The organism is Arthrobacter sp. Y3221087 (genome assembly GCF_059089905.1).
Map to the genome: position 1 here is coordinate 401482 of NZ_JBNHFE010000002.1, position 13895 is coordinate 415376.

The window sequence follows — 13895 nt, forward strand, 5'->3', positions numbered from 1 at the left end:
ATATGACCCAAACCGCCCTAACCGGCCTTGTCACCCCTCCCCGCCTGCCTGCCGGCACGCTGCGGATCGTTCCGCTCGGCGGCCTGGGGGAGATCGGCCGGAACATGGCCGTGTTCGAAATCGACGGCAAACTGCTGGTCGTGGACTGCGGCGTCCTCTTTCCGGAGGAGACCCAGCCTGGCGTGGACCTGATCCTCCCCGACTTCTCCTACATTGAGGACCGGCTGGACGATATTGTGGCCGTTGTCCTCACTCACGGCCACGAGGACCACATCGGCGCTGTCCCGTACCTGCTGAAGCGACGGAGCGACATTCCCCTGGTGGGCTCGCAGCTGACCCTCGCCCTGATCGAGGCCAAGCTTCAGGAGCACCGCATCCGGCCTTACACCCTCACGGTGGAGGAAGGCCAGGTGGAGAAATTCGGGCCGTTCGAGTGCGAATTCGTCGCCGTCAACCACTCCATTCCCGATGCCTTGGCCGTGTTCATCCGCACCGCGGGAGGCACCGTCCTGCATACCGGCGACTTCAAGATGGACCAGCTCCCGCTGGACGGCCGCATCACTGACCTGCGGCATTTCGCCAAGCTCGGCGAAGAGGGCGTGGACCTGTTCATGTCCGACTCCACCAACGCGGACATCCCCGGCTTCACGACGGCGGAAAAGGAAATCGGCCCCACGCTGGAACGGCTCTTCGCCCAGGCCAGCAAGCGGATCATCGTGGCCTCCTTCTCCTCCCACGTCCACCGGGTCCAGCAGGTCCTGGATGCGGCGGCGAAGCACAACCGCAAGGTCGCGTTCGTGGGCAGGTCCATGGTGCGGAATATGGCCATTGCGGAGAAGCTCGGCTACCTGGATGTGCCGCCAGGCCTGATCGTGGACATCAAGAACATCGACAACCTGCCGGACAACCGCGTGGTGCTCATGTCCACCGGGTCCCAGGGCGAGCCCATGGCTGCCCTGTCCCGGATGGCCAACGGCGACCACCGCGTGGTGGTGGGTGACGGCGACACCGTCATCCTGGCCTCCAGCCTGATTCCGGGGAACGAGAACGCCGTGTTCCGGATCATCAACGGCCTCCTTAAGCTGGGCGCCGACGTGATCCACAAGGGCAACGCCAAAGTCCACGTTTCAGGGCATGCCGCGGCGGGTGAGCTGCTGTACTGCTACAACATCCTCGAGCCCTTGAACGCCATGCCCGTGCACGGCGAAACCCGGCACCTGCTGGCCAATGGCAAGATCGCCATCGAGTCCGGCGTGCCGGAAGCCAGCGTCATCCTCGCGGACAACGGCACCGTGGTGGACCTCAAGGACCACCGGGCGGACGTCGTGGGCCAGGTGGAGGTCGGCTTCGTGTACGTGGACGGTTCCAGCGTTGGCGAAATCACTGACGCCGACCTCAAGGACCGGCGGATCCTGGGCGACGAAGGGTTCATTTCCATCATCACCGTGATCCACCGCGCCACAGGCAAGGTGGTGTCCGGGCCGGAAATCCACGCCCGCGGCGTTGCCGAGGACGATTCCGTCTTTGACGACATCATTCCCAAGATCAACGCTGCGCTGGAGGAAGCCGTCCTCAACCACGCCGACCACACCACGCACCAGCTCCAGCAGGTGGTCCGGCGGGTGGTGGGCACATGGGTCAACCGCAAGCTGCGCCGCAAGCCCATGATCATTCCGGTGGTGCTCGAGGCCTGATTGGCCCTGGCACGGCAGCGCCACCTGACGTGCCCGTCCAACTCATTGCCCGCAGGGCCCGGTTCAAGGAACCGGGCCCTGCGGCGTCCTCGGCAGGCATGGGCGGCCCCGGCCCTGATATCCCCGGAAAACCGGCCTTGCTCCGGTAGCGTGGCTACTATGGCCACACGTACTACCTCCGCGCGCAGCGGAACAGCCAGGGGCAGCTCCAGCAGTAAATCCGGCAGTTCCACGGGCCGCGGTTCCGGCTCGGCCGCAGCCAAGTCCGGCCGGGGTGGAGGCTCCACCAGCACGGCCCGCACGCGGCAACTCCCCGCCGTCGAACACCACCAGCCGTGGCTGCTGCGGGTGGTGGGGGGCGCGTGGCTCGGCGTGGGCCACCTGGTGGGCGGGGGAGTGCGGCGGATCGGCCACGACGTCAGCGACCTCCCCGCCGAAGAGCGGCGCGACGGCGCAGCCCTGTTCAACCTTGCCCTCGGCGTCTTCATCGCCACCTTTGCCTGGTGGGGGCTGACCGGCTGGTTCCCGGATACCGTCCATGCCGTGGTCAACGGCACCTTCGGCTGGATGTCCCTGTTGCTCCCGCTAATGCTCTTCGCCTGCGCCTTCAGGCTCTTCCGCCAGCCCACCGACGGCCGCGGCAACAACAGGGTGGGCATTGGCTTCCTCATCATGACCTTCGCCGGCTGCGGGCTTGCCCACGTCCTGGGCGGGCAGCCGACGGTGGCGCAGGGTTTCGACGGCCTGCGCCAGGCCGGCGGCATGCTGGGTTTCCTGGCGGCCACCCCGCTGGCAGCCATCCACCCGGCCGTGCCGCTGGTCCTCTACGGGCTCCTGGCATTCGTATCGCTGCTGATCATCACCGCCACGCCTTTCACCGCCATCCCCCGGCGGCTGCGCGGTGCCTACGAGCACCTGATGGGCATCGACCTGATGGACCAGGACCAGCAGGACAAGCACGACCGCAGCTACCTTGAACGCCCGGCGCCGGCTGCGCCTAAGAAGAAGAAACGGCGCCTTTTCGGCAAGGACGAGGAGCCAGACGCCGGCCTCGACGGCTACGTGGGCGACGAAGCGTTCGAACACGCCGTGATCGATGACGACGAAGGCGATTCCCCGGCTCCACGCCCCGCCCCCGGCGTCCGCCGGCCCACCCAGGCCGAGATCGCCGTCGAGAAGATCAAGGCCGCCCAGGGCTTGGGTGCGGCCGGCGCTGCAGCTCCCGCGGATGCCACCGAAGCCATCCCGATGATTACCCCGGGTATGGCGGCCGGTGCTGCGCCGGCACCCGCGAACGCACCCCAGGTTCCCTCCACCCCGGTGGCGCCTGCGCCGCCACCCACCCCGATTCCACAGCGCACGGAACAGCTGTCCTTGGCCGGGGACGTGACGTACACGCTTCCGGCGTCGGACTTCCTGACACCCGGCTCCATTCCCAAGGAGCGCACGGAAGCCAATGACGCCGTCGTGGCAGCCCTCACCGACACCCTCCAGCAGTTCAACGTGGACGCCACCGTCACCGGCTTCAGCCGCGGCCCCACCGTCACCCGCTACGAGATCGAGCTGGCGCCAGGCACCAAGGTGGAGCGGGTCACCGCCCTGTCCAAGAACATCTCCTACGCAGTCGCCTCCAGCGACGTGCGGATCCTGAGCCCGATCCCCGGCAAGTCCGCCATCGGCATCGAGATCCCGAACACGGACCGCGAAACGGTCTCCCTGGGTGACGTCCTCCGCAGCCAGAACGCCCGGCGCACCGACCACCCCATGGTGATGGGCGTGGGCAAGGACGTGGAGGGCGGTTATGTGGTGGCCAACCTCGCGAAAATGCCCCATCTGCTGGTGGCGGGCGCCACCGGGGCCGGCAAGTCGTCCTTCGTGAACTCCATGATCACGTCCATTCTCATGCGGGCCACCCCGGACGAGGTCCGAATGGTGATGGTGGACCCCAAGCGCGTGGAACTGACCGCCTACGAGGGCGTACCCCACCTCATCACCCCTATCATCACCAACCCGAAGAAGGCCGCCGAGGCACTCCAATGGGTAGTGCGCGAGATGGACGCCCGCTACGACGACCTCGCCAACTACGGGTTTAAGCACATCGACGACTTCAACAAGGCCGTCCGCGCGGGCAAGGTCCAGCCGCCGCCGGACTCCAAGCGCGTCATCCGGCCCTACCCCTACCTGCTGGTGATCGTGGACGAGCTCGCGGACCTCATGATGGTGGCACCGCGGGACGTCGAAGACTCGATCGTCCGCATCACCCAGCTGGCGCGCGCCGCCGGCATCCACCTGGTCCTGGCCACTCAGCGTCCGTCCGTGGACGTGGTGACCGGCCTCATCAAGGCCAACGTGCCCTCCCGCATGGCCTTCGCAACCTCGTCCGTCACGGACTCCCGCGTGGTGCTGGACCAGCCCGGCGCGGAGAAGCTCATCGGCCAGGGCGACGCGCTCTTCCTGCCCATGGGCGCCTCCAAGGCCATGCGCGTCCAGGGCGCCTGGGTCTCCGAGTCCGAGATCCACAAGGTGGTGGAACACGTCAAGACACAGCTGCAGGCCGTGTACCGCGACGACGTTGCCCCCGAGGCGGAAAAGAAGCAGATCGACGACGACATCGGAGACGACCTCGAGGTGCTGCTGCAGGCCACTGAACTCGTGGTCACCACGCAGTTCGGCTCCACGTCCATGCTCCAGCGCAAGCTCCGTGTCGGTTTCGCCAAGGCGGGCCGCCTCATGGACCTGCTGGAATCCAGGGGAGTGGTGGGTCCGTCTGAAGGCTCCAAGGCCCGCGACGTCCTGGTGAAGCCGGACGACCTCGCCGCAGTGCTGGCGGCCCTGAAGGGACAGGAGACTCCTGCCGCCGCAGACTCCCAGACTGCCGCCCTCAGTGACAACGCCAACGCAAACATCGCCCAGGGCGGCTACGCCGAGGACCTGGTGGCCGCGGACCTGGACCAGCGGAAGCAGAAGGCTCAATATTACGACGGCTCCGATACCGCGCCGGGAGGCTACGGCGATGACGACGACGGGTCCGAAGACGCATGGTCCCTCACCGGGCGCTAGCCGGGGAATGTAGCCTAGACAAGTGACTAGCACCGATGCAACCGCCGCCGGCCCTGGCCGTGCCGGGGTCTGGAACCTTCCCAACGTCCTGACCATGATCCGCATCGCGCTGGTGCCGTTCTTCGTCTGGTTCCTGGTCGCCGACGCGCCAGGACTCCGCAGCGAGTCCGGGCTGTGGCGCTGGGCGGCGGTGCTGGCGTTCGCCGTCGCGATCTATACAGACAAGCTCGACGGCGATATCGCAAGGAGCCGGAACCTCGTCACCGATTTCGGCAAGATCGCCGATCCCATCGCCGACAAGCTGCTCATCGGCTCGGCGCTGGTCATGCTGTCCCTCCTTGGTGAGCTGCCCTGGTGGGCAACGCTCGTAATCCTGGTCCGGGAGTGGGGGATTACCGGGTTGCGGTTCTTCGTGATCCGCTACGGCGTGATCCCCGCATCGCGCGGGGGCAAGCTCAAGACCGTGGTGCAGACCGCCGCCATCTTCCTCTACCTCCTGCCGCTGGGGGCCTTCGCGCCCTGGCTGGCCTGGGTTGCGTTCGCCGTGATGATGGCGGCCGTGGCCATCACGGTCTGGACCGGCGTCGAGTATGTCGTTCAAGCGCTCCGCCTCCGGTCCCGGGGCAGGAAGCAGGCCCGCGCCAACCTTGGACAGGAAAAGCCATGACCAACCTCCATCACCTCGCGGCGCAGGCAGTCCGGCAGGCACTCGAAGAGGGGCGCACAGTAGCCACTGCGGAATCACTGACCGCAGGCATGGTGACGGCTGTCCTGGCGGATACGCCAGGTGCGTCCGGAATGCTGCAGGGGGGCGTGGTCGCCTACCAGAACTCCGTGAAGGAGTCCGTCCTCAAGGTCCCGTCTGACCTGTTGGCCCGGGCCGGTTCCGTGGACGGGGACGTGGCCCGCGCCATGGCCGAAGGTGCACGGACAGTACTGGACGCGCATGTGGGCCTTGCCACTACCGGTGTTGCGGGGCCGGACGGGCATGACGGGAAGCCGGTGGGCACCGTATACGTGGGGGTGGCCACCGCTGCCGGAACAGCGGCCTTTGAATATTCGTTCGAGGGGAACCGCGCGGAAATCCGCGGACTGGCGTGTGGGGCAGCCCTCGAGCGGCTCCTCGAAGCGCTGTCCGGCTGAGGCGGGGGCGTTCCAAGGCGGCCCAGTTCCATGCCATTGGAACAGGCCAAGTTACCGGACGTAAAGTTACGGGGAACAAAAGCCGGTACCGATTAGTTATTACATTGTGTCGCTTCCGAAGAGCGGAGGCGCCTAGGATGAAATGACCACACGGTTCGCTTCAGGGCGGACCGGACCAATGAGGGAGCAAGGCGATACAGATGGTAAAGCAGCCCGTATCCGTAAACGGCGTTGTCCGCTGGAAGGATGTGGGCCTCGCCGATCAGGGTAAGAGCGAACAGAAGGAGCGCAAGATGGTTGTACTTCGTCACGAAATTGGTGATGTCCTGCGCGATGTCCGCCAGCGTCAGGGGCGTACGCTCCGTGAAGTTTCGCACAGCGCCCGTGTCTCCCTTGGATACCTCAGCGAAGTGGAGCGCGGCCAGAAGGAAGCGTCATCGGAATTGTTGTCCTCGATCTGCTCGGCACTGGACGTTCCGTTGTCCAGCATGCTCCGCGAGGTGAGCGATCGCGTTGCAGTGGCCGAAGGCGTCACCGTGCCGGACACCGTTCCGCAGGAATTCTCGCAGCGTTACGGCCGCGACCTTGAGCGCGACCTCGACACTGAACTTAACGGCGAACTTTCCGACGGTCTGCTCTCCGGCGCCCGCTAAGGGCAGCCCCACCCGTTGGTGGGCCTTGGATTGTTGTGAAGCCCCCGGCCACAGGCCGGGGGCTTCCGTCGTTCACGTGCAAACCCGTACAGGGGGTTCCGTCAGCCTTCCTGGCCGGCTGCTGCGCCGGGAGCGTCCTTGGGGAAGCCGTCCCGCTCGTACGTCGCGTTAAGCTTGGCCATGTACCGAGCCAGTTCCTCGAGGTCCTGGACCGGCCACTCGCCGAGCCGCTCCCGGAAGACCTGCCGCCGGGCATCCTGCACCTGGTGCATCTTCTCCTCGCCCTTCGGCGTCAGCCGGATTGACTGGGCACGCCCGTCGAGCGGGTCGGCTTCCTTGGACACCAGGCCGATGCTCTCCAGGAACGCAATCTGCCGGCTCACCGACGGTTTTCCCACTCCGATGCTCATAGCCAGTTCAGTCAGGCGGATAGGGCCCTCGCGGCGGATCACGGTCAGCAGGCCGTAGGCTGCGGGCTCCATGTCCGGGTGCACCTGCCGGGACAACTGGTTGGTGATGGCCCGGCCCCGCCGCCATAGGAGGGTGAGCTGGTGTTCAACGTTGTTCAGCGCAGCATCTGTGGTGGCGTCGGCGCCGTGGTCCGGCAGGGCGTCGGGGGAGTTGCTCATGGCAACAATTCTAAGGTCCGTAGCCGTGAGAGAATTTTCTGATGCGACTCAGTGACTACTGGCGGCTGATGGATGACGAGTTCGGCGCAGGCTACTCCCGCGTGCTGAGCAGCACCCTGGTCCTGGCGGGCGTTGGCGGCAGGACAGCAGACCAGGCACTAGCTGCCGGCGTCGAACCGCGGAAGGTATGGCTGGCCGTCTGCGACGTCCAGGACGTTCCTGCCGAACGCCGGCTGGGCCGCGACATCAAGCCGCTGCGGGACTGACTGCTCAGCCTCGGTAACCGCCGGTATTTTCCCCTGACACGCCGCCAAGCTGTTCGAATACCTGTTCGGATAAAGCTATGCTTTTTCGAAACGGGTTATCCACATAGCCGCCGTTACCCGGCCGGAATGTCAGTGGGTCCCCCTAGCGTCAGAGATGACCAATAAACGGCCGCGAAGGCCACCATCGAGAAAGCATTAGAGGTGTCAACCATGGCGGCAGCCCCGGATCGTGCAAAAGCGCTGGAAGCAGCGCTGGCCCAGATTGACAAGCAGTTCGGCAAGGGCTCGGTCATGCGCCTGGGCGATGAAGTCCGTGCGCCCATCGAAGTGATCCCCACCGGCTCCATCGCCCTGGACGTCGCCCTGGGAATCGGCGGACTGCCGCGCGGCCGCGTGATCGAGATCTACGGGCCGGAATCCTCCGGTAAGACCACCGTCGCCCTGCACGCAGTGGCCAGCGCCCAGCGCGCCGGCGGCATCGCAGCCTTCATCGACGCCGAGCACGCCCTGGACCCGGACTATGCCGCGAAGCTCGGCGTGGACACCGATGCACTCCTGGTCTCCCAGCCGGACACCGGTGAGCAGGCGCTGGAGATCATGGACATGCTGGTCGGGTCCGGCTCGCTGGACATCATCGTCATCGACTCTGTTGCCGCCCTGGTGCCGCGCGCGGAAATCGAAGGCGACATGGGCGACAGCCACGTCGGCCTGCAGGCCCGGCTCATGAGCCAGGCCCTGCGTAAGATCACCGGCCGGCTGAGCCAGACCAAGACCACCGCCATCTTCATCAACCAGCTGCGCGAAAAGATCGGTGTCTTCTTCGGGTCGCCGGAAACCACCACCGGTGGTAAGGCCCTGAAGTTCTACGCCTCTGTCCGAATCGACGTACGCCGCATCCAGACGCTAAAGGAAGGCGCGGATTCGGTGGGCAACCGGACCAAGGCCAAGATCGTCAAGAACAAGATGGCCCCGCCCTTCAAGGTTGCCGAGTTCGACATCATCTACGGCCAGGGCATTTCCCGCGAGGGCGGCATCATCGACATGGGCGTGGAGCACGGCATCATCAAGAAGTCCGGCTCCTGGTTCACTTACGATGGCGACCAGCTGGGCCAGGGCATGGAGAACTCCCGCCGGTTCCTCCGTGACAACCCGGAGCTGGCAGCCGAACTTGAGCGGCTGATCAAGGAAAAGCTCGGCGTTGGCGTGAAGCCGGCGGAGGCGGAGTCCAAGGACTCCCCGAAACTGAAGGCAGTCGACGGGTTCTAGCAGTTGGCCGGATTTGAACAGGAGCGGCCCCGCAGCAGCCGGGGCCGCCCGCGGCGGGCCCGTCAGGCACCCCCTTCAGTGGGGGAGCAGGGCGGGCCCGGCGACCCCCACGCACCCAATTTCGGCGATTCCGAGCCCGATCCCGTGTCCGTCGCACAGGCCATCGTCTACCGGCAGCTGACAGCCTCTGCAAAGAGCCGGCTCCAACTGGCGCGCAAACTGGCCGAACGGAACATTCCCGAAGACATCGCAGAGGCAGTACTGGACAGGTTCCAGGAAGTCCGGCTCATCGACGACGCCGAATTCGCCGATATGTGGGTCCGCAGCCGTTCCCAGTCCCGGAAACTGGCCAAGGGTGCGCTCCGGCGTGAGCTCACTGAGAAGGGCATCGACCAGGACACGGCCACCGCCGCCCTGGAGCAGCTGACGGACGCCGATGAAGAGGCTGCCGCCCGTTCCCTGGTGGAGCGGAAGATCCGGCCGGGAACGGACCTGACAGACCGCGCCGAACGCGACAAGGCGGTCCGTCGCCTCGCATCCATGCTTGCCCGCAAGGGCTACCAGCCCTCCCAGGCGTTCCGGATCGTGAACGAGGTCCTCGAAGCCCGCGGAGCCCCGGACACCGACTAGGGCCAAGAAACCGTACTTGTAACAGCCGGTACCCTTAATAGGTGAGTTTGACCATTCCTTCCTCCTTTTCCGGTGCCCAGCCCTCCGAAGAGGCCGGGTCCCTGCCGCACGACGCAGCGCCCAAGGCACGCACCTACCAGGTGCGCACTTTCGGCTGCCAGATGAACGTGCACGACTCCGAGCGCATGGCGGGCATGCTCGAGGATGCAGGCTATGTTGCTGCTGACGGCGAGCAGGCGGACGTGGTGGTATTCAACACCTGTGCGGTCCGGGAAAACGCCGACAACAAGCTCTACGGCAACCTCGGGATCCTGGCGCCGGTCAAGGCTGCCAATCCCGGCATGCAGATCGCGGTGGGAGGGTGCCTGGCCCAGAAGGACCGCGAAACCATCCTGAAGAAGGCGCCCTGGGTGGACGCCGTCTTCGGAACCCATAACGTCGGCGCCCTGCCCGCGCTGCTGGACCGCGCCCGGCACAACAACGAGGCGCAGCTGGAGATCCTGGAATCCCTGGACGTGTTCCCGTCCACGCTTCCCGCCAAGCGCGACTCGGTCTACTCCGGGTGGGTCTCCATCTCCGTGGGCTGCAACAACACATGCACGTTCTGCATCGTCCCGGCTCTTCGCGGCAAGGAGAAGGACCGCCGTCCCGGGGACATCCTCGCGGAGATCCAGGCACTTGTGGACGACGGTGCCATCGAAGTCACGCTGCTGGGCCAGAACGTCAACTCCTACGGCGTGGAATTCGGCGACCGGCAGGCATTCTCCAAGCTCCTGCGCGCCTGCGGCCAGATCGAGGGCCTGGAACGCGTCCGTTTCACCAGCCCCCACCCCGCAGCTTTCACCGACGACGTGATCGATGCCATGGCGGAAACACCCAACGTCATGCCGCAGCTGCACATGCCGCTGCAGTCCGGTTCGGACAGCATCCTCCGGGCCATGAAGCGCTCGTACCGGTCCACGAAGTTCCTGGGCATCCTGGACAAGGTCCGGGAGAAGATCCCGCATGCGGCCATCTCGACGGACATCATCGTCGGATTTCCGGGCGAAACCGAGGAAGACTTCCAGGCCACCCTGGACGTCGTGGAACAATCGCGGTTCGCCACAGCCTTCACCTTCCAGTACTCCAAACGCCCCGGCACCCCGGCCGCCGACCTGCCCGACCAGCTGCCGAAGGCCGTTGTGCAGGAGCGGTTCGAACGGCTCACCGCGCTGCAGGACCGAATCGCCGCCGAGGAGAACCGCAAGCAGCTGGGCCGCCGCGTAGAAGTGATGGTCACCGCCCAGTCGGGCCGCAAGGCGGAAGAAACCCACCGGCTGTCCGGCCGGTCCCAGGACCAGCGCCTGGTGCATTTTTCCGTTCCGGACGGTGCGCCCGCACCACGCCCGGGAGACCTCGTTACGGTCACCATCACTGAGGCTGCCGCCTTCCACCTAGTCGCGGACCCCACGCTGGAGGACTACAGCCTGCGGCGCTCACGGGCCGGTGACGCCTGGGACAGGTCGCAGGCAGACTCCTGCGGCGCCCCGGCACCCGCTGCGGGCGCCGGCCGCAAGGGCGTCTCCCTGGGCATGCCCTCACTGCCGCTGCGCACTCCCTGACAGGTGGGCACTCCGCCAGTCATCGCCGTCGTCGGTCCCACCGGTTCCGGCAAATCGGACCTCGCCGTCAGCCTTGCCCTGGAGCTGGACGGCGAAGTCATCAACGCTGACGCCATGCAGTTCTACCGCGGCATGGACATCGGAACGGCAAAAGTCACCGTGGCGGAGCGCAGGGGAGTCCCGCACCATCTCCTGGACATCCTGGAGGTGACGCAGGAAGCGAGCGTCTCGGACTTCCAGCAGCAGGCCCGGCAGCTCATCGACGAAATCCATGCCCGCGGAAAACGGGCCATCCTGGCCGGCGGGTCCGGGCTCTACGTCCGGGCCGCGCTGGATGTCCTGGACTTTCCGGGCACCGACCCACAGCTGAGGCAGCAGCTCGAAGCGGACCTCGCCGCCACCGGCACCGCTGCCATGCTGGCCAGGCTGCGGGCCGTGGACCCGGTCTCGGCAGGCCGGCTCTCCGATGACCGGCGCATCATCCGGGCACTGGAAGTCCACCAGCTCACCGGCCGCCCTTTCAGCTCCTTCATGCCCCGCCGCGAGTACATCCACCCCGCCGTGCAGGTGGGCCTGGCGGTGGACCGGGACATACTCCGGGAACGGCTGGCCCTGCGGGTGCACGCCATGGTGGACAAGGGGCTGCTGGCCGAAGTCCGCCGGTTGGACGCGCAGGGCCTCCGCCATGGCAAGACAGCATCCCGCGCTCTCGGCTACTCCCAGTTCCTGCAGGTTATCGACGGTGAAGCGACCGTCGCAGAGGCAGCGGAAAGCACCATCGTGGCCACCCGCCAGTTCGCCCGCCGCCAGCTCACCTGGTTCGGGGCGGACCCCCGGATCAGCTGGCTGGACTGGCAGGACCCGCAACTGGTGGAGCGTGCCGCCGACCTCTGCCGCTGACGGGTTCCCGCCGGCGCTTCAGTGCCGGCAGCCGGTTTCGGGCCTGCCGCAGCCGGCCGGTAACCTTGGAAGCATGGACGCAACCCTCGCAGAGACCACCGGCCCCGCCTTCCGCACGCTGGGCGGGCTGCGCTTTTCGAAGGGGCATGGTACGGGCAACGATTTTGTCCTGGTGGCCGATCCCGAGGGTGCGCGCACCATCACCGCGGTCCAAGTGGCCGGCCTGTGCGACCGGCACCGCGGCATCGGCGGAGACGGCCTGATCCGCGCGGTTCCCTCCCGCCTGCTCCCCGAAGGCCGCGACCTGCTGGCCACGGTCCCTGAGGCCGAATGGTTCATGGACTACCGGAACGCCGACGGCTCCCTGTCCGAGATGTGCGGCAACGGTGTCCGTGTCTTCGTCCACTTTCTCCGGGCCGAAGGCCTGATTGACCTTCCCGACGGCGGTGCGCTGACCATCGGCACCCGCGGCGGGGCCAAGACCGTGGTCCGTACGGGGGATGAGTACGCCGTGGACATGGGCCCCTGGGAGTTCATCTTCCCCGGTGAAGCCACAGCGAAAGCCATGGATTCGCTGGTCACCGCGGACGGGCTGGAGGTCCCGCGGCCCGCGCTGTCCGTCAGCATGGGCAACCCGCACACCGTTGTGGCCCTCGCAGAACTCTCCGAACTCGCGGGGACCCGGCTCTTCACGGCACCCACCGTCGAACCCGTTCCTGCCAACGGCACCAACGTGGAGTTCGTTGTCCCGGCTGAACCGCTCGTCCACGACGGCGTTGGTTCAGTCACCATGCGCGTCCACGAGCGGGGTGTCGGCGAGACCCAGTCTTGCGGAACGGGAGCCTGTGCTGCCGCCGTCGCCATCCGCCACTGGGCCGGCGCAGAGGCTCCGGACACCTGGCGGGTCCACGTGCCAGGCGGGGTAGTAGGCGTGAAATTCTTCGCCGGACCGGCCGGCCACGAGCATGTGGAACTTAGCGGCCCGGCCGTCATCGTGGCTACCGGGACGCTTTCCTGACTTTCAGGATGCGGAAGGACTTGGACGTGGACTCGCGGGTCACGCTGAAGGAATCGTCCAGCTCCCCGGCGAGCCAGCGCTGGAGGGAATCCGAGCCCAGGTTCTTCTGAACCACCAGCCACGCAGATCCACCGGGCGCGAGCCGCGGCAGCCACAGTTTCAGCAGCGAGTGAAGCTCGTCCTTGCCGATCCTGATAGGCGGATTCGACCAAATCGTGTCAAACCTCAGGTCCGGATCAACTGCCTCGGGCGTGCTGGCCACAACGTTCGCCAGCCCGAGAGCGGCAGCATTTTCATTGGTCAGCGTGATGCAGCGTTCGTTCACGTCCACGGCGTACACATGTGCGTGCGGGGCACGCAGCGCCATGGTGAGCGCGATGGGTCCCCAGCCGCAGCCGATGTCCAGCAGATTGCCGGTGGGCGCGGGCGCCGGAACCTCAGCCAGGAGGACCGCCGTCCCCTTATCGATGCCGTCAGGGCTGAAGATGCCGCTGGAAGTCTGCAGCCTGCGTGTTTCGCCGGCGAGCTCTACTGTGAGGGGCTTTCTGGTGAAGGGGCCGGCGGGGGATGCGCTGAAATAGTGTGCGGACTCCATAACTGGCCAGAGTAGTTCCCCTTGCGGCGTAAAGGGAAACTGCGGACGCGGGGCCTCTGCTAGGGTGGAGGGCATGTTCCTGATCTTCGAGTAGCCGGTACGGGCACCGCCCGTCCCGCAGTCCGTCCTCCAGCGACGGCCAGTCCCACGGCGACGCAGGTTTTCATCACCTTCCGCTTGTGCACCGGACCAGACCCAACATGTCTGTTCCGGCAGCCGGACAATACTCGAAAGTCAGCATCCGCTGGTCTTTTCGCCGATTCTCCGGCACGTTCCCGTTCCGCCGCCTTCCGTGATGCGGCACCCGCGCCCGCGGCCGCCTTCCGGCGCGCCGGCGCCCAACATCCCAGGAGAACTGCATGACCGCAGGCCGTCAGCCCAGCGCGAATACTTCCCCACAGACCAGCAATCGGCACTATTCTGGAACTGCCGAATCTTCA

At 66.3% G+C, this 13895-nt stretch carries 13 protein-coding genes; 11 read left to right on the forward strand and 2 right to left on the reverse strand.

Annotated elements, in window-relative coordinates; genetic code table 11:
- Positions 1 to 2: 2 nt before the first annotated feature.
- From AC5RUO_RS11515 to AC5RUO_RS11535, 5 genes are all read left to right on the forward strand, one after another.
- Entirely contained in the window at positions 3 to 1694 is a 1692-nt protein-coding gene (locus tag AC5RUO_RS11515) for a ribonuclease J (RefSeq protein WP_494010425.1), read from the forward strand.
- 159 nt (positions 1695 to 1853) lie between these two features.
- Complete coding sequence (locus AC5RUO_RS11520) at positions 1854 to 4754, forward strand: FtsK/SpoIIIE family DNA translocase (RefSeq protein ID WP_494103557.1); 2901 nt, start codon at positions 1854 to 1856, stop codon at positions 4752 to 4754.
- Between the two features lie 22 nt (positions 4755 to 4776).
- Positions 4777 to 5421 carry a CDP-diacylglycerol--glycerol-3-phosphate 3-phosphatidyltransferase gene (pgsA, locus tag AC5RUO_RS11525; protein ID WP_494103558.1) on the forward strand — a complete coding sequence of 215 codons (645 nt, stop codon included), beginning with the start codon at positions 4777 to 4779 and terminating at the stop codon, positions 5419 to 5421.
- A complete protein-coding gene (locus AC5RUO_RS11530) occupies positions 5418 to 5897 on the forward strand; it encodes a CinA family protein (RefSeq protein WP_494051577.1) in 480 nt (159 codons plus the stop codon). Before pgsA ends, AC5RUO_RS11530 begins: the two co-directional genes overlap by 4 nt.
- A 200-nt stretch (positions 5898 to 6097) precedes the next feature.
- Positions 6098 to 6550: a helix-turn-helix domain-containing protein gene (locus AC5RUO_RS11535; protein WP_494010421.1), complete on the forward strand. Its 453-nt coding sequence runs from the start codon at positions 6098 to 6100 to the stop codon at positions 6548 to 6550.
- Positions 6551 to 6651: 101 nt separating this feature from the next.
- Here AC5RUO_RS11535 and AC5RUO_RS11540 read toward each other — a convergent pair whose 3' ends face one another.
- Positions 6652 to 7179, reverse strand: coding sequence for a MarR family winged helix-turn-helix transcriptional regulator (locus AC5RUO_RS11540; protein ID WP_494010420.1), 528 nt, complete (start codon positions 7177 to 7179; stop codon positions 6652 to 6654).
- A gap of 41 nt (positions 7180 to 7220) precedes the next feature.
- Between AC5RUO_RS11540 and AC5RUO_RS11545 the strand changes: the two genes are divergently transcribed.
- The 6 genes from AC5RUO_RS11545 (at position 7221) to dapF (ending at position 12860) form a co-directional block, all read left to right on the forward strand.
- Positions 7221 to 7445, forward strand: a complete 225-nt coding sequence (locus AC5RUO_RS11545; RefSeq protein ID WP_494010419.1) for a DUF3046 domain-containing protein — start codon at positions 7221 to 7223, stop codon at positions 7443 to 7445.
- Positions 7446 to 7655: 210 nt separating this feature from the next.
- On the forward strand, positions 7656 to 8711 hold the full coding sequence (gene recA, locus AC5RUO_RS11550; RefSeq protein ID WP_494010418.1) for a recombinase RecA: 1056 nt from the start codon (positions 7656 to 7658) through the stop codon (positions 8709 to 8711).
- A 144-nt stretch (positions 8712 to 8855) separates the two neighbouring features.
- Positions 8856 to 9341, forward strand: coding sequence for a regulatory protein RecX (locus AC5RUO_RS11555; RefSeq protein ID WP_494103586.1), 486 nt, complete (start codon positions 8856 to 8858; stop codon positions 9339 to 9341).
- A 41-nt stretch (positions 9342 to 9382) separates the two neighbouring features.
- A complete protein-coding gene (miaB, locus tag AC5RUO_RS11560) occupies positions 9383 to 10942 on the forward strand; it encodes a tRNA (N6-isopentenyl adenosine(37)-C2)-methylthiotransferase MiaB (RefSeq protein ID WP_494010417.1) in 1560 nt (519 codons plus the stop codon).
- A 3-nt stretch (positions 10943 to 10945) separates the two neighbouring features.
- Complete coding sequence (miaA, locus tag AC5RUO_RS11565; RefSeq protein ID WP_494010416.1) at positions 10946 to 11842, forward strand: tRNA (adenosine(37)-N6)-dimethylallyltransferase MiaA; 897 nt, start codon at positions 10946 to 10948, stop codon at positions 11840 to 11842.
- A gap of 73 nt (positions 11843 to 11915) precedes the next feature.
- Positions 11916 to 12860 carry a diaminopimelate epimerase gene (dapF, locus tag AC5RUO_RS11570; protein ID WP_494010415.1) on the forward strand — a complete coding sequence of 315 codons (945 nt, stop codon included), beginning with the start codon at positions 11916 to 11918 and terminating at the stop codon, positions 12858 to 12860.
- Here the strand turns inward: dapF and AC5RUO_RS11575 are convergent.
- A complete protein-coding gene (locus AC5RUO_RS11575) occupies positions 12841 to 13455 on the reverse strand; it encodes a class I SAM-dependent methyltransferase (protein WP_494010414.1) in 615 nt (204 codons plus the stop codon). The genes dapF and AC5RUO_RS11575 overlap by 20 nt on opposite strands.
- Between the last annotated feature and the right edge of the window lie 440 nt (positions 13456 to 13895).

Bases quoted from the DNA above. Each gene is read 5' to 3' on its own strand.
- AC5RUO_RS11515 (WP_494010425.1), top strand. From the start codon at position 3: ATGACCCAAACCGCCCTAACCGGCCTTGTCACCCCTCCCCGCCTGCCT.
- AC5RUO_RS11520 (WP_494103557.1), top strand. From the start codon at position 1,854: ATGGCCACACGTACTACCTCCGCGCGCAGCGGAACAGCCAGGGGCAGC.
- AC5RUO_RS11530 (WP_494051577.1), top strand. From the start codon at position 5,418: ATGACCAACCTCCATCACCTCGCGGCGCAGGCAGTCCGGCAGGCACTC.
- AC5RUO_RS11535 (WP_494010421.1), top strand. From the start codon at position 6,098: ATGGTAAAGCAGCCCGTATCCGTAAACGGCGTTGTCCGCTGGAAGGAT.
- AC5RUO_RS11540 (WP_494010420.1), bottom strand. From the start codon at position 7,179: ATGAGCAACTCCCCCGACGCCCTGCCGGACCACGGCGCCGACGCCACC.
- AC5RUO_RS11545 (WP_494010419.1), top strand. From the start codon at position 7,221: ATGCGACTCAGTGACTACTGGCGGCTGATGGATGACGAGTTCGGCGCA.
- recA (WP_494010418.1), top strand. From the start codon at position 7,656: ATGGCGGCAGCCCCGGATCGTGCAAAAGCGCTGGAAGCAGCGCTGGCC.
- dapF (WP_494010415.1), top strand. From the start codon at position 11,916: ATGGACGCAACCCTCGCAGAGACCACCGGCCCCGCCTTCCGCACGCTG.
- AC5RUO_RS11575 (WP_494010414.1), bottom strand. From the start codon at position 13,455: ATGGAGTCCGCACACTATTTCAGCGCATCCCCCGCCGGCCCCTTCACC.